The 19196-nt window shown below is 51.5% G+C and carries 31 protein-coding genes; 2 read left to right on the forward strand and 29 right to left on the reverse strand.

Annotated elements, in window-relative coordinates; all coding sequences use genetic code 11:
• Positions 1 to 10: 10 nt before the first annotated feature.
• The 14 genes from rplE to rpsJ form a co-directional block, all read right to left on the reverse strand.
• Positions 11 to 550 (reverse strand): 50S ribosomal protein L5, encoded by a 540-nt coding sequence (rplE, locus tag AM379_RS05800; RefSeq protein WP_001096206.1) that lies wholly within the window; start codon positions 548 to 550, stop codon positions 11 to 13.
• A gap of 14 nt (positions 551 to 564) precedes the next feature.
• The gene (gene rplX / locus AM379_RS05805) at positions 565 to 879 is read right to left on the reverse strand and encodes a 50S ribosomal protein L24 (protein ID WP_000729185.1); all 315 of its coding nucleotides are present in this window, start codon (positions 877 to 879) and stop codon (positions 565 to 567) included.
• A gap of 10 nt (positions 880 to 889) precedes the next feature.
• Positions 890 to 1261, reverse strand: a complete 372-nt coding sequence (gene rplN, locus AM379_RS05810) for a 50S ribosomal protein L14 (RefSeq protein ID WP_002919748.1) — start codon at positions 1259 to 1261, stop codon at positions 890 to 892.
• Between the two features lie 166 nt (positions 1262 to 1427).
• Positions 1428 to 1682: a 30S ribosomal protein S17 gene (gene rpsQ / locus AM379_RS05815; RefSeq protein ID WP_008503489.1), complete on the reverse strand. Its 255-nt coding sequence runs from the start codon at positions 1680 to 1682 to the stop codon at positions 1428 to 1430.
• On the reverse strand, positions 1682 to 1873 hold the full coding sequence (gene rpmC / locus AM379_RS05820; protein WP_003863282.1) for a 50S ribosomal protein L29: 192 nt from the start codon (positions 1871 to 1873) through the stop codon (positions 1682 to 1684). The genes rpsQ and rpmC overlap by 1 nt, the downstream gene beginning before the upstream one ends.
• On the reverse strand, positions 1873 to 2283 hold the full coding sequence (gene rplP, locus AM379_RS05825) for a 50S ribosomal protein L16 (RefSeq protein ID WP_002919759.1): 411 nt from the start codon (positions 2281 to 2283) through the stop codon (positions 1873 to 1875). Before rplP ends, rpmC begins: the two co-directional genes overlap by 1 nt.
• A 12-nt stretch (positions 2284 to 2295) precedes the next feature.
• Entirely contained in the window at positions 2296 to 2997 is a 702-nt protein-coding gene (gene rpsC, locus AM379_RS05830; protein WP_000529945.1) for a 30S ribosomal protein S3, read from the reverse strand.
• A gap of 17 nt (positions 2998 to 3014) precedes the next feature.
• Positions 3015 to 3347, reverse strand: a complete 333-nt coding sequence (gene rplV / locus AM379_RS05835) for a 50S ribosomal protein L22 (protein ID WP_002919773.1) — start codon at positions 3345 to 3347, stop codon at positions 3015 to 3017.
• Positions 3348 to 3361: 14 nt separating this feature from the next.
• A complete protein-coding gene (rpsS, locus tag AM379_RS05840; protein ID WP_001138117.1) occupies positions 3362 to 3640 on the reverse strand; it encodes a 30S ribosomal protein S19 in 279 nt (92 codons plus the stop codon).
• A 16-nt stretch (positions 3641 to 3656) separates the two neighbouring features.
• On the reverse strand, positions 3657 to 4478 hold the full coding sequence (rplB, locus tag AM379_RS05845; protein ID WP_000301859.1) for a 50S ribosomal protein L2: 822 nt from the start codon (positions 4476 to 4478) through the stop codon (positions 3657 to 3659).
• A gap of 17 nt (positions 4479 to 4495) precedes the next feature.
• The gene (gene rplW, locus AM379_RS05850) at positions 4496 to 4798 is read right to left on the reverse strand and encodes a 50S ribosomal protein L23 (protein WP_000617546.1); all 303 of its coding nucleotides are present in this window, start codon (positions 4796 to 4798) and stop codon (positions 4496 to 4498) included.
• On the reverse strand, positions 4795 to 5400 hold the full coding sequence (rplD, locus tag AM379_RS05855) for a 50S ribosomal protein L4 (protein ID WP_000424395.1): 606 nt from the start codon (positions 5398 to 5400) through the stop codon (positions 4795 to 4797). The genes rplW and rplD overlap by 4 nt, the downstream gene beginning before the upstream one ends.
• A gap of 10 nt (positions 5401 to 5410) precedes the next feature.
• Complete coding sequence (gene rplC / locus AM379_RS05860; RefSeq protein WP_006178923.1) at positions 5411 to 6040, reverse strand: 50S ribosomal protein L3; 630 nt, start codon at positions 6038 to 6040, stop codon at positions 5411 to 5413.
• A 32-nt stretch (positions 6041 to 6072) separates the two neighbouring features.
• Complete coding sequence (rpsJ, locus tag AM379_RS05865; protein WP_001181005.1) at positions 6073 to 6384, reverse strand: 30S ribosomal protein S10; 312 nt, start codon at positions 6382 to 6384, stop codon at positions 6073 to 6075.
• Between the two features lie 379 nt (positions 6385 to 6763).
• On the opposite strand from rpsJ, the gene AM379_RS05870 reads away from it, so the two are divergent.
• On the forward strand, positions 6764 to 7237 hold the full coding sequence (locus AM379_RS05870; RefSeq protein ID WP_073397828.1) for a prepilin peptidase: 474 nt from the start codon (positions 6764 to 6766) through the stop codon (positions 7235 to 7237).
• On the opposite strand, the gene bfr is transcribed toward AM379_RS05870, so the two are convergent.
• The 11 genes from bfr to fkpA all read right to left on the reverse strand — a co-directional run bounded on the left by bfr (position 7221) and on the right by fkpA (position 15425).
• On the reverse strand, positions 7221 to 7697 hold the full coding sequence (gene bfr / locus AM379_RS05875) for a bacterioferritin (protein WP_014171902.1): 477 nt from the start codon (positions 7695 to 7697) through the stop codon (positions 7221 to 7223). The two genes, AM379_RS05870 and bfr, sit on opposite strands and share 17 nt — an antisense overlap.
• A gap of 72 nt (positions 7698 to 7769) precedes the next feature.
• Positions 7770 to 7964 (reverse strand): bacterioferritin-associated ferredoxin, encoded by a 195-nt coding sequence (gene bfd / locus AM379_RS05880; RefSeq protein ID WP_008503493.1) that lies wholly within the window; start codon positions 7962 to 7964, stop codon positions 7770 to 7772.
• Between the two features lie 179 nt (positions 7965 to 8143).
• The gene (gene tuf / locus AM379_RS05885) at positions 8144 to 9328 is read right to left on the reverse strand and encodes an elongation factor Tu (RefSeq protein ID WP_014171903.1); all 1185 of its coding nucleotides are present in this window, start codon (positions 9326 to 9328) and stop codon (positions 8144 to 8146) included.
• 69 nt (positions 9329 to 9397) lie between these two features.
• The gene (gene fusA / locus AM379_RS05890) at positions 9398 to 11512 is read right to left on the reverse strand and encodes an elongation factor G (RefSeq protein ID WP_014171904.1); all 2115 of its coding nucleotides are present in this window, start codon (positions 11510 to 11512) and stop codon (positions 9398 to 9400) included.
• Between the two features lie 96 nt (positions 11513 to 11608).
• Positions 11609 to 12079 carry a 30S ribosomal protein S7 gene (rpsG, locus tag AM379_RS05895; RefSeq protein ID WP_003861706.1) on the reverse strand — a complete coding sequence of 157 codons (471 nt, stop codon included), beginning with the start codon at positions 12077 to 12079 and terminating at the stop codon, positions 11609 to 11611.
• 96 nt (positions 12080 to 12175) lie between these two features.
• A complete protein-coding gene (gene rpsL / locus AM379_RS05900) occupies positions 12176 to 12550 on the reverse strand; it encodes a 30S ribosomal protein S12 (RefSeq protein WP_000246815.1) in 375 nt (124 codons plus the stop codon).
• Between the two features lie 124 nt (positions 12551 to 12674).
• Positions 12675 to 12962, reverse strand: a complete 288-nt coding sequence (gene tusB, locus AM379_RS05905; protein WP_014171906.1) for a sulfurtransferase complex subunit TusB — start codon at positions 12960 to 12962, stop codon at positions 12675 to 12677.
• A 7-nt stretch (positions 12963 to 12969) separates the two neighbouring features.
• The gene (gene tusC / locus AM379_RS05910; RefSeq protein WP_014171907.1) at positions 12970 to 13329 is read right to left on the reverse strand and encodes a sulfurtransferase complex subunit TusC; all 360 of its coding nucleotides are present in this window, start codon (positions 13327 to 13329) and stop codon (positions 12970 to 12972) included.
• A complete protein-coding gene (gene tusD, locus AM379_RS05915; protein WP_014171908.1) occupies positions 13329 to 13715 on the reverse strand; it encodes a sulfurtransferase complex subunit TusD in 387 nt (128 codons plus the stop codon). Before tusD ends, tusC begins: the two co-directional genes overlap by 1 nt.
• On the reverse strand, positions 13715 to 14437 hold the full coding sequence (locus AM379_RS05920; RefSeq protein WP_014171909.1) for a helix-turn-helix transcriptional regulator: 723 nt from the start codon (positions 14435 to 14437) through the stop codon (positions 13715 to 13717). Before AM379_RS05920 ends, tusD begins: the two co-directional genes overlap by 1 nt.
• 166 nt (positions 14438 to 14603) lie before the next feature.
• Positions 14604 to 15425: an FKBP-type peptidyl-prolyl cis-trans isomerase gene (gene fkpA / locus AM379_RS05925; protein WP_014171910.1), complete on the reverse strand. Its 822-nt coding sequence runs from the start codon at positions 15423 to 15425 to the stop codon at positions 14604 to 14606.
• 237 nt (positions 15426 to 15662) lie between these two features.
• Between fkpA and AM379_RS05930 the strand changes: the two genes are divergently transcribed.
• Positions 15663 to 15881, forward strand: a complete 219-nt coding sequence (locus AM379_RS05930) for a protein SlyX (RefSeq protein ID WP_106503532.1) — start codon at positions 15663 to 15665, stop codon at positions 15879 to 15881.
• Positions 15882 to 15935: 54 nt separating this feature from the next.
• Here the strand turns inward: AM379_RS05930 and slyD are convergent, their stop codons facing one another.
• From slyD to kefG, 4 genes are all read right to left on the reverse strand, one after another.
• Positions 15936 to 16526, reverse strand: a complete 591-nt coding sequence (gene slyD / locus AM379_RS05935; RefSeq protein ID WP_014171912.1) for a peptidylprolyl isomerase — start codon at positions 16524 to 16526, stop codon at positions 15936 to 15938.
• Between the two features lie 94 nt (positions 16527 to 16620).
• A complete protein-coding gene (locus AM379_RS05940; protein WP_013099038.1) occupies positions 16621 to 16821 on the reverse strand; it encodes a YheV family putative zinc ribbon protein in 201 nt (66 codons plus the stop codon).
• A gap of 13 nt (positions 16822 to 16834) precedes the next feature.
• Positions 16835 to 18640: a glutathione-regulated potassium-efflux system protein KefB gene (gene kefB, locus AM379_RS05945; protein WP_020884602.1), complete on the reverse strand. Its 1806-nt coding sequence runs from the start codon at positions 18638 to 18640 to the stop codon at positions 16835 to 16837.
• Positions 18640 to 19191, reverse strand: a complete 552-nt coding sequence (gene kefG, locus AM379_RS05950) for a glutathione-regulated potassium-efflux system ancillary protein KefG (protein WP_020884601.1) — start codon at positions 19189 to 19191, stop codon at positions 18640 to 18642. The genes kefB and kefG overlap by 1 nt, the downstream gene beginning before the upstream one ends.
• Positions 19192 to 19196 lie beyond the last annotated feature (5 nt).

A 19196-nucleotide genomic window follows, 5' to 3' on the forward strand; every position in this document is an offset into this window, starting at 1 on the left:
TAACCCTACCTTACTTGCGGAACGGGAAGTCAAAGGCAGCCAGCAGAGCACGGCCTTCTTCATCAGATTTCGCAGTAGTGGTAATGGTAATATCCAAACCACGCACGCGGTCGACTTTATCGTAGTCGATCTCTGGGAAGATGATCTGCTCACGGACACCCATGCTGTAGTTACCACGACCGTCGAAAGACTTAGCGGACAAGCCACGGAAGTCACGGATACGTGGTACAGCAATAGTGATCAGGCGCTCAAAGAACTCCCACATGCGTTCGCCACGCAGAGTTACTTTACAGCCGATCGGATAGCCCTGACGGATTTTGAAGCCTGCAACAGATTTGCGTGCTTTGGTGATCAGCGGTTTTTGACCGGAGATTGCTGTCAGGTCAGCTGCTGCGTTATCCAGCAGTTTCTTGTCAGCGATCGCTTCACCAACACCCATGTTCAGGGTGATCTTCTCGACCCGAGGGACTTGCATGACAGAATTGTAGTTAAACTCAGTCATGAGTTTGTTAACTACTTCGTCTTTGTAGTAATCATGCAGTTTCGCCATCGTACTACTCCAAATTACTTGATAGTTTCGCTGTTAGACTTGAAGAAACGGACTTTTTTCCCGTCTTCGAATCTAAAGCCTACACGGTCAGCCTTGCCGGTTGCCGCATTGAAGATTGCAACGTTAGAAACCTGAATAGCAGCTTCTTTTTCAACGATGCCGCCTGGTTGGTTCAGTGCCGGAACCGGCTTCTGATGTTTCTTAACCAGGTTGATACCTTCAACAATGACCTTGCCGGAAGACAGGACATTTTTTACTTTACCGCGTTTACCTTTATCTTTACCGGTTAACACGATAACTTCGTCATCACGACGGATTTTCGCTGCCATGATTCGCTCCTTAGAGTACTTCTGGTGCCAGAGAGATAATTTTCATGAACTTTTCAGTACGAAGTTCACGAGTTACCGGCCCAAAGATACGCGTGCCGATTGGCTGCTCACTGTTATTGTTCAAAATAACGCATGCATTACCATCGAAGCGAATGACAGAACCGTCAGGGCGACGAACACCCTTCTTGGTGCGCACCACTACCGCTTTCAGCACATCACCTTTTTTGACCTTACCACGTGGAATTGCTTCTTTGATGGTGATCTTGATGATGTCGCCTACGCCTGCGTAGCGACGGTGCGAGCCACCCAGAACCTTGATACACATTACGCGACGTGCACCGGAGTTGTCGGCGACGTTCAGCATAGTCTGTTCTTGGATCATTTTAGTGCTCCGCTAATGTCAACTACTACCTGAGACTCTAAAATCAGAGCCGTTAAAAAGCCCCATATCGAGGGCGCGGCATTATAACACCGCTTCTACAATATGGGTAGAAAAAATAAACGGCTCATCGCTGAGCCGTTTATTCGTATTGAGAATGCGTACTCTATTACAGAACCGCTTTCTCTACAACGCGAACCAGCGTCCAGGACTTAGTCTTGGACAGTGGACGGCATTCACGGATTTCAACCTTGTCGCCGATACCACATTCGTTGTTCTCGTCATGTACGTGCAGTTTGGTCGTACGTTTGATGAATTTACCGTAGATCGGGTGTTTCACAATACGTTCGATAGCTACAACGATGGATTTCTCCATTTTGTCGCTAACAACACGACCTTGCAGAGTACGGATTTTATCGGTCATTACGCACCCGCCTTCTGAGTCAGTAAAGTCTTAACGCGCGCAACATTGCGACGCACTTGCTTCAGCAGGTGAGTCTGTTGCAGCTGGCCACTTGCAGCCTGCATACGCAGGTTGAACTGCTCACGCAGCAGGTTCAGCAGCTCAGCGTTCAGCTCTTCAACGCTTTTTTCACGCAGCTCTTTTGCTTTCATTACATCACCGTCTTAGTTACAAAGGTGGTTTTGATAGGCAGTTTCGCTGCTGCCAGGCCGAAGGCTTCACGGGCCAGCTCTTCCGGAACGCCGTCCATTTCATAAAGGACTTTGCCCGGTTGGATCAAGGCAACCCAGTACTCCACGTTACCTTTACCTTTACCCATACGAACTTCCAGCGGCTTCTCGGTGATCGGTTTGTCCGGGAATACACGGATCCAGATCTTACCTTGACGCTTAACTGCACGGGTCATTGCACGACGTGCTGCTTCGATCTGACGTGCAGTCAGACGACCACGGCCAACAGCTTTCAGACCGAAAGTGCCGAAGCTAACATCCGTACCCTGCGCCAGACCACGGTTGCGGCCTTTGTGCACTTTACGGAATTTTGTACGCTTTGGTTGTAACATCAGCGACGCTCCTTATTTACGGCCTTTACGCTGCTGCTTTTTAGGTTGAGCAGCCGGTTTTTCCGGTTGTTCAACAGCAGCCATACCACCCAGGATCTCACCTTTGAAGATCCATACCTTAACGCCGATTACACCGTAAGTGGTGTGCGCTTCAGAGGTGTTGTAGTCGATGTCAGCACGCAGAGTGTGCAGCGGTACGCGACCTTCGCGGTACCATTCGGTACGTGCGATTTCCGCGCCGCCCAGACGGCCGCTAACTTCAACTTTGATACCCTTAGCGCCCAGACGCATTGCGTTCTGTACAGCACGCTTCATAGCACGACGGAACATAACACGACGTTCCAGCTGTGAAGTGATGCTGTCAGCAACCAATTTAGCGTCCAGTTCAGGCTTACGAACTTCAGCGATATTGATCTGTGCAGGAACGCCAGCGATATCCGCTACGACCTTGCGCAGTTTTTCTACGTCTTCGCCTTTCTTACCGATAACGATGCCAGGACGAGCAGTGTGAATGGTTACACGAATGCTCTTAGCTGGACGCTCGATAACGATACGAGATACAGACGCTTTAGCCAGTTCCTTAGTCAGGTACTGACGTACTTTAAAATCGCTGTCCAGGTTGTCAGCGAATTCTTTGGTGTTCGCAAACCAGGTAGAGTTCCATGGTTTTACAATACCCAGGCGAATACCATTAGGATGTACTTTCTGACCCATTGCTAGTCTCCAGAGTCTCAGCGATCGGACACAACCACAGTAATGTGGCTGGTGCGCTTCAGGATGCGATCTGCACGACCTTTCGCACGCGGCATAATGCGCTTCATGCTTGGGCCTTCATCTACGAAAATTTTCGCGACTTTCAGATCGTCGATGTCAGCGCCATCGTTGTGTTCAGCGTTAGCAATGGCAGATTCCAGTACTTTCTTGACCAATACCGCAGCTTTCTTGTTGGTATAGGTCAGGATGTCCAGGGCCTGCGACACTTTCTTACCGCGAATCAGGTCAGCAACAAGGCGAACCTTCTGAGCAGAAGAACGAGCATGGCGATGTTGAGCTAAAGTTTCCATCTCTTCCTCCTACCTTATTTCTTCTTCGCTTTTTTATCAGCAGCGTGGCCGCGATAAGTACGAGTCGGTGCGAATTCACCCAGTTTGTGACCAACCATTTCGTCGGTAACAAAGACTGGAACGTGCTGACGACCATTATGGACAGCGATGGTCAAACCGATCATGTTAGGAAAGATCGTTGAACGACGGGACCAAGTGCGCAGGGGCTTCTTGTCTCCGCTTTCCACCGCTTTCTCTACCTTCTTCAGCAAGTGCAGGTCAATAAAAGGACCTTTCTTGAGAGAACGTGGCATGGCTTATCCTCTAAAATTATTTGCTACGGCGACGTACGATAAATTTATCAGTACGCTTGTTGCTGCGGGTCTTCTTACCTTTGGTCTGAACGCCCCACGGAGTTACCGGGTGCTTACCAAAGTTACGACCTTCACCACCACCATGTGGGTGGTCTACTGGGTTCATCGCAGTACCGCGAACGGTAGGACGAACACCACGCCAGCGTGCAGCACCAGCTTTACCCAGAACGCGCAGCATATGCTCAGCATTGCCAACTTCGCCCAGAGTAGCGCGGCAATCTGCTTCGACTTTACGCATTTCACCAGAACGCAGACGCAGGGTGACATAAGCACCGTCACGAGCAACGATCTGAACGTAAGTACCCGCGGAACGCGCCAGCTGACCGCCTTTACCTGGTTTCATTTCTACGTTATGAACGGTAGAACCAACCGGGATATTGCGCATCGGCAGGGTGTTGCCTGCTTTGATTGCAGCATCAACGCCAGACTGAATCTGGTCGCCAGCTTTCAGGCCTTTAGGGGCCAGGATGTAACGGCGTTCACCGTCTTTGTACAGAACCAGCGCGATGTTCGCGGAGCGGTTCGGATCGTACTCAAGACGTTCAACAACTGCTGGGATACCGTCTTTGTTGCGTTTGAAGTCAACAATACGATAAGCCTGCTTGTGGCCACCACCGATGTGACGAGTGGTGATACGGCCATTGTTGTTACGACCACCGGATTTGCTGTTTTTTTCCAGCAACGGAGCAAAAGGTTTGCCCTTGTGCAGCTCAGGGTTAACCACTTTAACTACGTGGCGACGACCCGGAGATGTCGGTTTACATTTAACAACTGCCATTGTATTACTCCTCCGACTTACTCAGCGCCGCCAACGAAGTCCAGGTTCTGGCCTTCTTTAAGGGTGACGTAAGCTTTTTTCCAGTCGCTACGACGACCGATACGCTGTCCGTGACGTTTAACTTTCCCTTTAACAACCAGGGTGTTAACGACTTCGACTTCGACTTCAAACAGTTTCTGCACAGCAGCTTTGATCTCTGCTTTGGTCGCGTCTTTAGCAACTTTGAGAACGATGGTGTTTGTTTTTTCCATCGCAGTAGACGCTTTTTCAGAAACGTGCGGTGCGCGAAGCACCTTCAGCAGACGTTCTTCACGAATCATGCCAGCATCTCCTCAACTTGCTTAACAGCATCAGCAGTCATTACGACTTTGTCGAAGGCGATCAGGCTAACCGGGTCGATACCAGTCGCATCGCGTACGTCAACCTTGTGCAGGTTACGTGCGGCCAGGAACAGGTTCTCGTCCAGCTCACCGGTGATGATCAGCACATCTTCCAGAGCCATGTCTTTCAGTTTCTGTGCCAGCAGCTTAGTTTTAGGCGCTTCTACAGAGAACTTCTCGACAACGATCAGACGATCCTGACGTACCAGTTCGGACAGAATGCTTTTCAGCGCGCCGCGGTACATCTTTTTGTTAACTTTTTGACTGTGGTCCTGTGGACGCGCAGCGAAGGTCACGCCACCTGAACGCCAGATCGGGCTCTTGATAGAACCTGAACGCGCACGGCCGGTACCTTTCTGGCGCCATGGCTTTTTGCCAGAACCAGTTACTTCAGCACGAGTCTTCTGAGCACGAGTACCCTGACGAGCACCAGCTGCATAAGCAACAACAACCTGGTGAACCAGCGCTTCGTTGAAATCACGACCGAAGGTAGTTTCGGAAACAGTCAGCGCGCTCTGCGCGTCTTTCAATACTAATTCCATTGCTATCCCCTTACGCCTTCACAGCTGGTTTAACGATCAGGTCGCTACCGGTAGCACCCGGAACAGCACCCTTAACCAGCAGCAGGTTGCGCTCAGCGTCAACACGTACTACGTCCAGGCTCTGAACGGTTACACGTTCGTTACCCAGCTGACCTGCCATTTTCTTGCCTTTGAACACTTTGCCCGGAGTCTGGTTCTGACCGATAGAACCCGGAACGCGGTGAGACAAGGAGTTACCGTGAGTAGCGTCCTGGGTACGGAAGTTCCAGCGCTTAACGGTACCAGCAAAACCTTTACCTTTAGAGGTACCGGTTACGTCAACTTTTTTAACGTCAGCAAACAGCTCAACGCTAATGTCTTGACCTACGGTGAACTCTTCGCCTTCAGCAAGACGGAATTCCCACAGACCACGGCCAGCTTCAACGCCAGCTTTAGCGAAGTGACCCGCTTCTGGTTTGGTTACACGGTTAGCTTTTTTAGCACCGGTGGTAACCTGAACAGCGCGGTAGCCATCGTTAGCCAGATCTTTAACCTGAGTAACGCGGTTTGCTTCAACTTCGATTACGGTTACTGGGATAGAAACGCCATCTTCAGTGAAGATGCGGGTCATTCCCACTTTTTTACCGACTAAACCAATCATTGTTTCAACCTCTCAATCGCTCGATGACCTGATTAACCCAGGCTGATCTGCACGTCTACACCGGCAGCCAGATCCAGACGCATCAGAGCATCAACGGTTTTCTCAGTTGGCTCAACGATGTCAACCAGACGCTTGTGAGTGCGGATTTCGTACTGATCACGCGCATCTTTGTTAACGTGCGGAGAGATCAGAACGGTAAAGCGCTCTTTGCGGGTCGGCAGCGGGATCGGACCACGGACTTGCGCACCAGTGCGCTTAGCAGTCTCGACGATTTCCGCGGTTGATTGATCGATCAGACGATGATCAAACGCTTTAAGGCGGATACGGATTCTTTGGTTCTGCATGAGACCAGAGCTCCAATTATTTTATAAACGAAAATGATTACTCCTCAAACCCATTACGATTGATGGGAGAGTGTAACCGTTCTTACGTAGCTCCCCGATTGGGAGCATTGTTGAGTAACAAAATTAGCTACTCCGGTTCAGATTGAACCCGCCGTCAACTACGACAAGCCCGCGCATTATACGTAAATCTGAGCAAGACGCAAGTGCCGTTTAGAAATTAAGCGCCAAAGACATGCGATGCGTAGGGCATTCCATTATTTGCAGCAACCTGTCTGCTTTCATCTCTTCTTATGAACCCCTCACGCAATTCCTGTGTACGGACGTTGCTGGCCTTGCATCATGAGAAGAGTATGCACCAAACATCTTTGAGGCTTTGCGTATGCTGATTCCCCTCCCCTTTCTGCTCGTTTACTTCGCACTCTCCGGTTTACTGGTACGTGAAGATATTCGTGCCGGCCTTCTCCCGGATAAATACCTCTGTCCCCTCTTATGGACCGGCCTGCTCTTCCAGCGTTGCCTTCATCCTGACTTTCTTTCGAACGCAGTGGCTGGCGCGATGGCAGGGTATGTGAGCTTTGCGATTATCTACTGGGGCTACCGGCTTCTGACTGGACGTGAAGGGATGGGCTATGGCGATGTGAAATATCTTTCGGCACTGGGGGCGTGGCACGGTTGGCACATATTGCCCGCACTGGTGTTAACCGCCGCATTGTTGGCGCTTCTTTACCAGCTGATTCTCGCTTTACCGGCTCCTGATAAACAGGCATTAAAAAACCCACTGCCTTTTGGGCCATTTCTGGCGGCAGCGGGTTTAAGCGTTGGCTGGCAGACGCTGTTTAGTCAGCCACTTTAATCTGGGATTGAAGATAATTCTGCAGACCAATTTTACTGATGAGATCCAGCTCAGTTTCAAGCCAGTCAATGTGCCCTTCTTCATCGGCCAGAATCTGGATCATCATATCGCGGCTGACGTAGTCATGAACACTGTCCGCATAGGCAATGGCTTCGCGGAGATCTTTTGCGCCTTCAAGCTCCAGCCTGAGGTCGGACCGTAGCATCTCTTCAACATCTTCACCGATGCCGAGTTTGCCGAGATCCTGCAGGTTAGGAATGCCTTCAAGGAATAAAATACGCTCGATGTATTTATCGGCATGTTTCATCTCATCGATGGATTCGTGGTATTCAACATCGTTGAGGCGCATCAGGCCCCAGTTTTTGAACATTCTCGCATGGAGAAAATACTGATTGATCGCGACAAGCTCATTTCCCAATAATTTATTGAGATAACTTATGATTTTAACATCACCTTTCATTATATAGTCCCTCCGCTTCCACTCATTGAAGCGTAGATCGGGCTACAGGGATGTCAAAAAAAAGATGGGCGCTTACGCAATCTCTTTGTATTCCGGGATCTGCATCAATTCGTCCTGCATGATCTCACGTGCAGCACGTACACATTTACCGCATTGATTTCCCACTGGAACAAATTTGCGAAGCTGCTGGAAGGACTGTGGCTGAAACTGGCGAACGGCCTGACGTATTTTTTTGTCACTTACACCATTACATAAACAAACGTACATAAAGACTCCCGTTCAAAATATGCGCAAAGTGTAAGTGAGAATGGTTATGATTACAATAGCACAAACACCCGTATACGGGGCGGGAGAGGACGAAAAATGCGAAAATTTGTGACAGACACATAACGGCAGAAAACAAAAAAGGACGCCGAAGCGTCCTTTTTTAATTCAGGGATAAGTAATTAGCCCAGAACTTTAGCAACAACGCCCGCGCCAACGGTACGGCCGCCTTCACGGATTGCGAAACGCAGACCGTCGTCCATCGCGATTGGGTGGATCAGAGTCACAACCATCTTGATGTTGTCGCCTGGCATTACCATCTCAACGCCTTCTGGCAGTTCGATGGTACCGGTCACGTCAGTTGTACGGAAGTAGAACTGTGGACGGTAGCCTTTGAAGAACGGAGTATGACGGCCGCCTTCGTCTTTGGACAGGATATACACTTCAGATTCGAACTTGGTGTGTGGCTTGATTGAGCCTGGCTTAGCCAGTACCTGACCACGTTCGATTTCTTCACGTTTGATACCACGCAGCAGAACACCTACGTTCTCACCAGCACGGCCTTCGTCCAGCAGTTTGCGGAACATTTCAACGCCAGTACAGGTAGACTTAGCAGTCTCTTTGATACCAACGATTTCAACTTCTTCGCCAACTTTGATGATACCGCGCTCAACACGACCGGTAACAACGGTACCACGACCGGAGATGGAGAATACGTCTTCGATTGGCAGCAGGAACGGCTTGTCAATCGCACGCTCTGGTTCTGGGATGTAAGAATCCAGGAAGCCAGCCAGTTCGATGATTTTCTCTTCCCACTCTGCTTCGCCTTCCAGCGCTTTCAGCGCGGAACCACGAACGATTGGAGTGTCGTCGCCTGGGAAATCGTACTGAGACAGCAGTTCACGAACTTCCATCTCTACCAGTTCCAGCAGCTCTTCGTCATCAACCATGTCACATTTGTTCAGGAACACGATGATGTAAGGAACGCCTACCTGACGACCCAGCAGGATGTGCTCACGAGTCTGAGGCATTGGGCCGTCAGTCGCAGCAACAACCAGGATCGCGCCGTCCATCTGCGCAGCACCGGTGATCATGTTTTTAACATAGTCGGCGTGGCCTGGGCAGTCTACGTGTGCGTAGTGGCGAGTCGGGGTGTCATATTCAACGTGAGAAGTGTTGATGGTGATACCACGCGCTTTTTCTTCTGGTGCGTTATCGATCTGGTCGAATGCACGAGCAGCACCGCCGTAGGTTTTAGCCAGAACGGTAGTGATTGCAGCGGTCAGGGTAGTTTTACCATGGTCAACGTGGCCGATAGTACCAACGTTGACGTGCGGTTTTGTACGTTCAAATTTTTCTTTAGACACGGCTATATTCCTTACTATAGTGCTCTCCCCTTCGGAGAGAGCACGGGACTTAGGTTTTAATCCTGTGGATTACTTACCACGGGCTTCGATAACGGCCTGAGCAACGTTGTTAGGCGCATCATCATACTTCAGGAATTCCATGGTGTATGATGCACGACCTTTGGTCAGAGAACGCAGCTGAGTTGCATATCCGAACATTTCAGACAGCGGAACTTCAGCATGGATCTTAACGCCAGTTACTTCGGATTCCTGACCGCGCAGCATACCGCGACGACGGCTCAAGTCACCGATAACGTCACCGGTGTTCTCTTCAGGAGTCTCTACTTCAACCTTCATGATTGGCTCAAGCAGAACTGGTTTTGCTTTCTTAAAGCCTTCTTTAAAGGCAATAGACGCAGCCAGTTTAAACGCCAGTTCAGAGGAGTCAACGTCGTGGTAAGAACCGAAGTGCAGACGGACACCCATGTCAACAACCGGATAGCCAGCCAGAGGGCCCGCTTTCAGCTGTTCCTGGATACCTTTATCAACGGCTGGGATGTATTCGCCAGGAATTACACCACCTTTGATGTCGTTGATGAACTCGTAACCTTTAGGGTTAGAGCCCGGCTCCAGTGGGTACATGTCGATCACAACGTGACCGTACTGACCGCGACCACCAGACTGCTTAGCGTGTTTACCTTCAACATCGGTAACTTTCGCACGAATCGCTTCGCGGTAAGCAACCTGAGGTTTACCCACGTTCGCTTCAACGTTGAATTCACGCTTCATACGGTCAACGATGATGTCCAGGTGCAGTTCACCCATACCAGCGATGATGGTCTGGTTAGATTCTTCATCAGTCCATACGCGGAATGATGGGTCTTCTTTCGCCAGACGGCCCAGAGCCAGACCCATTTTTTCCTGGTCAGCTTTGGTTTTTGGTTCAACCGCGATGGAGATTACCGGCTCAGGGAATTCCATACGCTCCAGAATGATCGGGTGATCCGGGTCACACAGGGTGTCACCAGTAGTCACGTCTTTCAGACCGATTGCTGCAGCGATGTCGCCCGCACGAACTTCTTTGATCTCTTCACGTTTGTTAGCGTGCATCTGTACGATACGGCCAAAACGTTCACGCGCCGTTTTCACGGAGTTCAGGATGGTGTCACCGGAGTTAACCACACCAGAGTAAACGCGGAAGAAGGTCAGGTTACCCACGAATGGGTCGGTAGCAATTTTGAACGCCAGTGCAGAGAACGGCTCTTCGTCGCTTGCGTGACGTTCAGCCGGAGTATCTTTACCGTCGTCCAGGATGCCGTTGATCGCAGGAACGTCAACCGGGGATGGCAGGTAATCAATTACCGCATCCAGCATCGCCTGAACACCTTTGTTCTTGAATGCAGAACCACAGGTTACCAGGATGATTTCGTTGTTCAGAACACGCTGACGCAGAGCTTTTTTGATCTCTTCTTCAGTCAGTTCTTCACCACCCAGGTATTTCTCCATCAGCTCTTCAGAAGCTTCAGCAGCGGATTCGATCAGGTTCTGGTGCCATTCGTCAGCCAGGTCCTGCATCTCAGCTGGGATATCTTCGTATTCGAAGGTAACGCCCTGGTCTGCATCGTTCCAGTTGATGGCTTTCATTTTCACCAGGTCGATAACGCCGGTGAAGCCTTCTTCAGCACCAATTGCCAGCTGCAGCGGAACAGGGTTCGCGCCCAGACGGGATTTGATCTGACCGACAACTTTCAGGAAGTTAGCACCCATACGGTCCATTTTGTTAACGAACGCGATGCGTGGAACTTTATATTTGTTCGCCTGACGCCATACGGTCTCAGACTGTGGCTGAACACCACCAACTGCGCAATAAACCATTACCGCGCCGTCAAGAACACGCATGGAACGTTCTACTTCGATGGTGAAGTCAACGTGCCCTGGGGTGTCGATGATGTTAACGCGATGCGGTTCGTACTGCTTAGCCATACCTGACCAGAATGCAGTAGTCGCTGCGGAGGTGATAGTAATACCACGCTCCTGCTCCTGTTCCATCCAGTCCATGGTGGCTGCGCCGTCATGAACTTCACCGATTTTATGGTTTACACCGGTGTAGAACAGAATACGTTCGGTAGTAGTGGTCTTACCGGCGTCGATGTGCGCACTGATACCAATGTTACGGTAACGTGCGATGGGTGTTGTACGAGCCATTTGATTCCTCGTTTGTTTCTTTAGGCGTTCAGTTAAGTAACCCAGGACGGGCAGCTTCGCTGAAGCGCCCGCCTGGTGACTAATACTCCGAAGGGATTACCAACGGTAGTGTGCGAACGCCTTGTTGGCTTCTGCCATACGGTGAACGTCTTCACGTTTCTTAACTGCAGTACCTTTGTTTTCTGCAGCATCAGAAAGTTCGTTCGCCAGACGCAGAGCCATGGATTTATCACCGCGTTTACGAGCAGCTTCAACGATCCAACGCATTGCCAGAGCATTACGACGAACCGGACGAACTTCAACTGGAACCTGATAAGTAGAACCACCAACGCGGCGAGACTTAACTTCTACAGTCGGGCGCACGTTGTCGAGAGCGACTTCGAAAGCTTCCAGTTCATTTTTACCAGAGCGCTGAGCCAGGGTCTCCAGCGCGCTGTATACGATTGCTTCTGCAGTAGATTTTTTACCATCTACCATCAGGATATTTACAAATTTTGCCAGCAGTTCTGATCCGAATTTCGGATCTGGAAGAATTTTACGCTGACCAATGACGCGACGACGTGGCATGGGAATACTCCGTTGTTAATTCAGGATTGTCCAAAACTCTACGAGTTTAGTTTGACATTAAGATAAATCAGTTTGGCCTTACTTAACGGAGAACCATTAAGCCTTAGGACGCTTCACGCCGTACTTGGAGCGAGCCTGCTTACGGTCTTTAACACCTGAGCAGTCCAGCGCACCACGAACGGTGTGGTAACGAACACCCGGAAGGTCTTTAACACGACCGCCACGGATCAGGATCACGGAGTGCTCCTGCAGGTTGTGACCTTCACCACCGATGTAGGAAGTCACTTCGAAACCGTTAGTCAAACGCACACGGCATACTTTACGCAGTGCGGAGTTTGGTTTTTTAGGAGTGGTGGTATATACACGAGTACATACGCCACGTTTCTGCGGGCAGGCTTCCAGTGCAGGCACGTTGCTTTTTGCAACTTTGCGCGCACGTGGTTTGCGTACCAGCTGGTTAACTGTTGCCATTAAATAGCTCCTGGTTTTAGCTTTTGCTTCGTAAACACGTAATAAAACGACCTCATACAATATGAGGACGCGAAATTTTAGGGCTACGTCGAAAAGGTGTCAAGAAATATACAGCGATCTCGGATCACCAGTTCATTTGACTGGCGTGCGTCACAGTAAGATTGACGAAATCAGTATAGCCAACCACGTCAATTTTGGCTGAAATTTGACCAGAAAGACCTCGCGCCTCAAGATCGTCTTTCAGCGCAGAGACGGATATGGGGGCATTGCTGAGAATTTCAACGAAACGACTCCCTTCAAGCGCAGCCAGTACGCCATCCTGAATCAGCAGCAGGTCATCACCTTCGCGCAGCATGCTCAGTAATGCGTCGATATCACAATGCCACGGTGAACGGCTCAGGGTATGGAGCATGTCAGCCTCAGAAATTCAGAACAGTGTCGTAATGGGAAAGTTGGTCGCGCAGCGCGTCGGCCGGGAGGAGTGTTACATCCAGCACGAAAGACGTCTTATCGCTCAGACCGCGCGCAGCCAGAGAATCAGCGCAGACAAAAAAGGTTTCAATGTCGTAAAGCGGCAGCACTTTAAAGGTCGCGATGTAATCCCGCGCCAGAATAGCCTGCGGCTGCTGGCCTGCCAGAAGCTGAAACACGCCATCCCCTAAAAAGAAGACACCGATGTCTTCGGTCAGCGCTGATGTTGCGAGCAACGCATCCAGCCCTTCTCTGCCGGACGCACTACCGTGCGGAGCAGATGAAAAAACAAACGCCACGCGTTTCATCAGAATTGCACCACTCTGTCGCAGGTTAACGCAGCCTGTGCCAGTGCGCCCAGACCGCTCAACGAAAACCCCGGCTGCAGGTTGGCCCCTGGCAAGCCAAGACGTTCAGCTTCGGTGGCATCGGTCACGCCGCGACGCAGGGCTGCCGCCACGCAGATATGCAGCGCAACTCCCCTTGTCTCGTTCAGCGTCTGCCAGGCGCGCACCAGATCAAATTCATCGCTGGCCGGTGAGGTAAACTGGTTGGCGTTATACACCCCTTCCCGATAAAAGAAGACGCTCACCAGCTCATGTCCGGCAGCCAGTAACGCATGCGCAAACTGCAGCGCGCTGCTGGCCTGCTGAGTACCATACGCCGGGCCTGTCACCATCAGCGAAAAACGCATTACTTGTCTTGCCCCTGGAAATCACCGCTTTTGAACTGGCGGATGTACAGGTAGACCGTATGCTTGGAAATGTTCAGGCGATCGGCCACCTGGTTAATGGCGTCTTTGATGTCAAAAATCCCTTTCTCATAGAGATTCAGCACGATCTGACGATTCTTGGCGTTGTTCGATACGTTGCGATCGGCATTCACCTCTTCGATAGTGAACTCAAGCGTCTGCGTCACCAGATCTTCAACCGAGGAGGCAAAGTTAACTGAGGAGCCAACGTCCGGTGTTTCAGGCGGTATGAAAGTGCTCATGATTTGCGAGAACGGCACATCAAGGTTCATGTTGATGCACAACAGACCGATCACGCGATGCTCGCGATTTCGAATCGCGATGGTTTCTGATTTCATCAGTACGCCGCTTTTGGCGCGGGTGAAATAACATTTGGAGACGCTGCTGTCCGCGCCGGTCATGTCATGCAGCATACGCAATGCAAGGTCGGTGATTGGCGAACCAATTTTACGGCCAGTATGCTCACCATTAGCAATGCGGATGGCGGAACACTTAAGATCTTGCAGGGAGTGCAATACGATTTCGCAGTGGGACCCAATGAGCATCGCTAACCCGTCCACTACCGCCTCGTAGGATTTCAGAATATCGAAGTCGGTCTGGTCGAAAGGACGTTGATCCAGTAAATCAAGTTCACTGGTTTCGTTGGTTAAAAGCGACCTGGACATGAAAAAAACACTCCTTTTCAGGAGCCTGTCGTTAGGTTTTCAGGGCAGGCTCATTATCTACACGGACAACTAAATTAATACAGCGTGCATAACGCTTTCCAGTGTTAATTATATCTGCCCCACAATAAAAAAAACCGCCGCCTTAAAGGCGGCGGTTTTCATTCCATTACTTCTTCGCGTCTGTCGCAGCTTTCTGTTCTGCCTGCGCTTCTGGTTTCGCATCAGCTTTCGGCGCTGGCTTGATGTCCAGCAGCTCTACGTCAAAGACCAGGGTAGAGTTAGCAGGGATACCTGGAACGCCGGTTTTGCCATATGCCAGATCCGGTGGAATAACCAGTTTGATCTTGCCACCTTTCTTGATGTTTTTCAGACCTTCAGTCCAGCCTGGGATCACACCATCCAGACGGAAGGAGAGAGGCTCACCACGGGTGTAAGAGTTATCGAACTCTTTACCGTCGATCAGCGTACCTTTGTAGTTAACCACGACAGTATCGCTGTCTTTAGGCGCATCACCGGTACCTTCTTTCTCAACTTTATACACCAGACCCGTAGAGGAGGTTTTCACGCCCTTCTCTTTAGCAAAGGTATCGCGGTAGGCTTTGCCTTTCGCTTCGTTGTCTTTTGCATCCGCTTCCATCTTAGTCTGAGCGGCACCTTTCACACGTGCTTCGAACGCCTGCAGAGTCTGTTCAATTTCCTGGTCAGACAGTTTGCTCTTATCTGCAAATGCGTCCTGAACGCCCGCGATCAGCTGAGCTTTGTCCAGTTTAATGCCCAGTTTCTCTTGTTCTTTCAGAGAGTTTTCCATGTAACGACCCAGAGATGCGCCAAGTGCGTAGGCGGATTTCTGGTCGTCATTTTTGAACGCCGCTTTGCTGTCTGCAGTTGCAGCAGGCTTCGCAGCAGTATCAGCAGCGAAGGACAGCGGCGCGTTCAGCGCAACAGCCATCGTCGTCGCCAGCAGCGTTACTTTAAACAGTGATTTCATCCATATCTCCAGGGCCTGGGGACTCTCACCCCAGCGTTAAACGTAAATGAGTTACGTACTATAAAACGTTGCGGAAGAAATCTACAGACAGACTCTCCCGATTCTCGCCACTTTTCAGACTATTTTTGTTTAAATAAGTTTCTTGCCAAGGGGATAGATACTGAACTTAAGGATAAACTCAGTTAAACTTCGCCGCCGCTGGCCGATTGTGGTTAATGAGATACAACGAGGTGAATGATGAAGGACACAATGTTAGTAGCGAGAATGGCTGAGCTGGAAAGCCGCCTGGCTTTTCAGGACATCACCATCGAAGAGCTAAACCAGACCGTGACCGCACATGAACTGGAAATGGCGAAACTGCGGGATCTCATGCGCCTGCTGACGGACAAACTGAAGGCCACACAGCCGTCACATATTGCCTCTCAGTCAGAAGAGACGCCACCACCTCATTATTGAGGCGTAAAAAAAGCGGGATTATTATCCCGCTTTTTTATTTTCCGCATAACGGAATTAGTGGCAACCGCAGCCGCCGTTACCGCAACCACCTTTACCGTGGTCGTGACCATGGTCGTGATCGTGGCCGTGACCACCACAGCAGCCGTCGTGGCCGTGATCGTGGTCATGGTCGTGACCGTGCGCACCGTGAACGTGGCCATGAGCCAGCTCTTCTTCGGTCGCTTCACGGATCGCAACAACTTCTACGTTGAATTTCAGGTTCTGGCCAGCCAGCATGTGGTTGCCGTCAACCACAACGTGGTCGTCTTCCACTTCAGTGATTTCAACAGGAACCGGACCCTGGTCAGTTTCAGCCAGGAAGCGCATGCCAACCTGCAGTTCGTCAACGCCCATGAACACGTCTTTAGGAACGCGCTGCACCAGGTTGTCGTCGTACTGACCGTAAGCGTCGTTCGCGCCAACAGCAACGTCGAATTTGTCGCCAACGTCGTGACCTTCCAGCGCGTTTTCCAGGCCGGAAATCAGGGAACCGTGACCATGCAGGTAGTCAAGCGGCGCACTCACCGGAGACTCATCAACCAACACACCGTCTTCTGTACGTACCTGATAGGCCAGGCTGACCACCAGGTCTTTTGCTACTTTCATGATATCTCCTGAGCAAGGGAAAATTGCTGGCGCAGATTGTAGCGGAAATCTGCACCCGTGTACCCTTTAGCTTAAAAAAACTCAGGGCATATCGCTAGTCCGGATGAAAAATCCCGATAACTTGCTCTTCTTTGCGAACATGATCGCGGGCTTCTTTATCCGCCTCGCGCATCTGATGACCGCACTTAACACACTCTACGACATCAATATTATTTTCCCGCCACATCGCCAGCGTATCTTGCGCCTGGCAGCTCGGGCATTTTGCGCCCGCAATAAAGCGTTTACGTACAGCCATCTTTCGTTACCCTTTATTCAAATTCATCCCAGCCATCGAGCTGGCGTCGTTCCTGTTGCATCTCTCGCTGGAAAATTTCTTCCAGCTCGCGACGCGCTTCCCGCACGCGGGAGATCTGCGCCGTATCAGAGTGTACAGGCATTAATTCGCGCAGCATTCGCATGTCCAGCCGGCGAAAATGCATCTGGGCCCGCTGAGCCTGATGGGGATGCATGCCCAGCGAAATCAGTGCTTTACGCCCCAACTCCAGCGCACTGGAAAATGTCTCACGGGAGAAGTGTTTCACACCTGCCTGCAGCAGTTCGTGCGCTTCAACACGTCCACGCGCACGCGCCAGAATATGCAGATGCGGGAAATGCTGCTGGCACAGTTCCACCAGCTTCATCGTATCTTCCGGATCGTTGCAGGTAATCACGATGGATTCTGCCGCTTCTGCTCCCGCTGAACGCAACAGTTCGAGCTGGGTCGCGTCGCCGTAGTAAACCTTGTAACCGTATTTACGCATCAGGTTCACCGCGCTGATATCGCGCTCCAGCACCGTGATGCGCATTTTGTTTGCCATCAGCAGACGTCCAATCACCTGCCCAAAGCGGCCAAAGCCCACCACAATCACCTGCGGCTTATCATCCTCCACCCACGGCATCTCATCTTCATCCTCTGTCGGATTTAAGCGCCGTGAGAGCAGCTTATCCACCAGCCTGATGAGCAGCGGGGTGGTCATCATCGACAGCGTGACCGTTACCAGCAGCAGCGCCATCTGATCGTCTTTAAACAGCTTCTGGGAGGAGGCGGTGGAGAACAGCACGAACGCGAACTCTCCGCCCTGACTTAAGACGCTGGCAAACTGCATGCGCTCGGAACTGCGCAGCCCGTATATCCGTGCCATGACGTACAGCACCAGCGTTTTTACCGCCACCAGCACAACAACGCTCATCACCACCCACAGCAGATGGGTATAGAGCACGCCCAGGTTGAGCGCCATTCCCACCGAAATAAAGAACAACCCTAACAGCAGCCCTTTAAACGGATCGATAGCCGTTTCCAGTTCGTGACGATATTCGCTTTCAGCAAGGAGCACCCCGGCGATAAACGTACCGAGCGCCATCGACAGCCCCAGCGCGTCCATAAACAATGCCGAGCCAAGCACCAGCAGCAGCGTCGCGGCAGTAAACACCTCGCGCACGCCAGAGGCGGCAATAAAACGAAACACCGGCCGCAGCAGGAAACGTCCGCCAATCAGCATGCCGGCGAAGGCCAGCACCTTCATGGAGATTTTGACCCAGTCAAAATGATCGTCACCAGAGCCTGCCAGTAACGGCACCAGTGCCAGCGCCGGGATCACGGCCAGGTCCTGGAACAGCAGTACCGAAAAGCCCAGCTGTCCTGCCTCGTTGCGGTTCATCCCTTTGTCACGCATTAACTGCAGCGCCATCGCTGTCGACGACATCGCAAGACCTATTCCGCCGATCACCGCCGCCTGCCACGAGAAATTGGTCAGCATTAACAGCCCGGCCAGGATCGCGGCACTGAACAAGACCTGCGCCGCCCCCACGCCAAATATCGATCGCCGGAGCTGCCACAGTTTTGACGGGTTCAGTTCGAGGCCAATGATGAACATCAGGAACACCACGCCCAGTTCAGAGAAGTGGAGAATTTCATCCACATCGCTGATGAATCCCAGCCCCCAGGGGCCAATGGCGATCCCGGCCAGCAGGTAGCCCAGCACCGCGCCAATGCCCAGCCGGGCGGCCAGCGGAACCGCCACCACTGCGGCAAATAAAAACAGCACGCCGGCCAGGAGTAAATTCGATCCTTCCATTAGCGACCTCCCGCCGATATCGGTGATGCCAGCCAATCGCCATACGCTCTGGCGTGGCTCGCCAGCGCTTCAGGCTTCTGGCGACGCGCCCAGTAGACAATAATCGGGCTCATCCAGTGCATGCGGCACATCGCGGCCGTCAGCTCAAACGGCCGCAGGATATCGCTCATGGGATAACGGTTAAGACCGTCGTGGCGGTAAGCGCTCTCTGGCTCACCGGTCGTAATGACACTGCGCCAGTACTTTCCCGCCAGCTGGTTGCCCCCCACCCCGCTGGAGAATCCCCGGCTCAGCACACGGTCCAGCCACTCTTTCAGCAGTGCCGGACAGCTATAGGTATAAAGCGGATGCTGGAACACAATCACGTCATGCTGACGCAGCAGTTCCTGCTCGTAAGGAATATCAATAAAGAAATCAGGATAGTGCGCGTAGAGATCGTGCACCGTCACATTGCTGAGCTGAGTAGCCGGCTTAAGCAGAACCCGGTTTGCCACCGAGTCCTGAGATTCCGGATGGGCATACAGCAGCAGCACTTTCGCTGTCTGAGACATCACTC

This window comes from Enterobacter cloacae complex sp. FDA-CDC-AR_0132, assembly GCF_003010695.1.
Lineage (GTDB): Bacteria > Pseudomonadota > Gammaproteobacteria > Enterobacterales > Enterobacteriaceae > Enterobacter > Enterobacter ludwigii.

Excerpts from the sequence above, each read along its gene's own strand:
- kefB (WP_020884602.1), bottom strand. The coding sequence starts at position 18,640 with ATGGAAGGATCGAATTTACTCCTGGCCGGCGTGCTGTTTTTATTTGCC.
- rpsJ (WP_001181005.1), bottom strand. The coding sequence starts at position 6,384 with ATGCAGAACCAAAGAATCCGTATCCGCCTTAAAGCGTTTGATCATCGT.
- rpsG (WP_003861706.1), bottom strand. The coding sequence starts at position 12,079 with ATGCCACGTCGTCGCGTCATTGGTCAGCGTAAAATTCTTCCAGATCCG.
- rpsQ (WP_008503489.1), bottom strand. The coding sequence starts at position 1,682 with ATGACCGATAAAATCCGTACTCTGCAAGGTCGTGTTGTTAGCGACAAA.
- rpsC (WP_000529945.1), bottom strand. The coding sequence starts at position 2,997 with ATGGGTCAGAAAGTACATCCTAATGGTATTCGCCTGGGTATTGTAAAA.
- fusA (WP_014171904.1), bottom strand. The coding sequence starts at position 11,512 with ATGGCTCGTACAACACCCATCGCACGTTACCGTAACATTGGTATCAGT.
- kefG (WP_020884601.1), bottom strand. The coding sequence starts at position 19,191 with ATGTCTCAGACAGCGAAAGTGCTGCTGCTGTATGCCCATCCGGAATCT.
- rplC (WP_006178923.1), bottom strand. The coding sequence starts at position 6,040 with ATGATTGGTTTAGTCGGTAAAAAAGTGGGAATGACCCGCATCTTCACT.
- rplE (WP_001096206.1), bottom strand. The coding sequence starts at position 550 with ATGGCGAAACTGCATGATTACTACAAAGACGAAGTAGTTAACAAACTC.
- rplP (WP_002919759.1), bottom strand. The coding sequence starts at position 2,283 with ATGTTACAACCAAAGCGTACAAAATTCCGTAAAGTGCACAAAGGCCGC.
- AM379_RS05870 (WP_073397828.1), top strand. The coding sequence starts at position 6,764 with ATGCTGATTCCCCTCCCCTTTCTGCTCGTTTACTTCGCACTCTCCGGT.
- rpmC (WP_003863282.1), bottom strand. The coding sequence starts at position 1,873 with ATGAAAGCAAAAGAGCTGCGTGAAAAAAGCGTTGAAGAGCTGAACGCT.
- rplW (WP_000617546.1), bottom strand. The coding sequence starts at position 4,798 with ATGATTCGTGAAGAACGTCTGCTGAAGGTGCTTCGCGCACCGCACGTT.
- rplD (WP_000424395.1), bottom strand. The coding sequence starts at position 5,400 with ATGGAATTAGTATTGAAAGACGCGCAGAGCGCGCTGACTGTTTCCGAA.
- rplB (WP_000301859.1), bottom strand. The coding sequence starts at position 4,478 with ATGGCAGTTGTTAAATGTAAACCGACATCTCCGGGTCGTCGCCACGTA.
- tusB (WP_014171906.1), bottom strand. The coding sequence starts at position 12,962 with ATGCTCCATACCCTGAGCCGTTCACCGTGGCATTGTGATATCGACGCA.
- fkpA (WP_014171910.1), bottom strand. The coding sequence starts at position 15,425 with ATGAAATCACTGTTTAAAGTAACGCTGCTGGCGACGACGATGGCTGTT.
- bfd (WP_008503493.1), bottom strand. The coding sequence starts at position 7,964 with ATGTACGTTTGTTTATGTAATGGTGTAAGTGACAAAAAAATACGTCAG.
- tusC (WP_014171907.1), bottom strand. The coding sequence starts at position 13,329 with ATGAAACGCGTGGCGTTTGTTTTTTCATCTGCTCCGCACGGTAGTGCG.
- AM379_RS05920 (WP_014171909.1), bottom strand. The coding sequence starts at position 14,437 with ATGTCCAGGTCGCTTTTAACCAACGAAACCAGTGAACTTGATTTACTG.
- AM379_RS05930 (WP_106503532.1), top strand. The coding sequence starts at position 15,663 with ATGAAGGACACAATGTTAGTAGCGAGAATGGCTGAGCTGGAAAGCCGC.
- slyD (WP_014171912.1), bottom strand. The coding sequence starts at position 16,526 with ATGAAAGTAGCAAAAGACCTGGTGGTCAGCCTGGCCTATCAGGTACGT.
- rplX (WP_000729185.1), bottom strand. The coding sequence starts at position 879 with ATGGCAGCGAAAATCCGTCGTGATGACGAAGTTATCGTGTTAACCGGT.
- rplV (WP_002919773.1), bottom strand. The coding sequence starts at position 3,347 with ATGGAAACTTTAGCTCAACATCGCCATGCTCGTTCTTCTGCTCAGAAG.
- AM379_RS05940 (WP_013099038.1), bottom strand. The coding sequence starts at position 16,821 with ATGGCTGTACGTAAACGCTTTATTGCGGGCGCAAAATGCCCGAGCTGC.
- bfr (WP_014171902.1), bottom strand. The coding sequence starts at position 7,697 with ATGAAAGGTGATGTTAAAATCATAAGTTATCTCAATAAATTATTGGGA.
- tusD (WP_014171908.1), bottom strand. The coding sequence starts at position 13,715 with ATGCGTTTTTCGCTGATGGTGACAGGCCCGGCGTATGGTACTCAGCAG.
- rpsS (WP_001138117.1), bottom strand. The coding sequence starts at position 3,640 with ATGCCACGTTCTCTCAAGAAAGGTCCTTTTATTGACCTGCACTTGCTG.
- rpsL (WP_000246815.1), bottom strand. The coding sequence starts at position 12,550 with ATGGCAACAGTTAACCAGCTGGTACGCAAACCACGTGCGCGCAAAGTT.
- rplN (WP_002919748.1), bottom strand. The coding sequence starts at position 1,261 with ATGATCCAAGAACAGACTATGCTGAACGTCGCCGACAACTCCGGTGCA.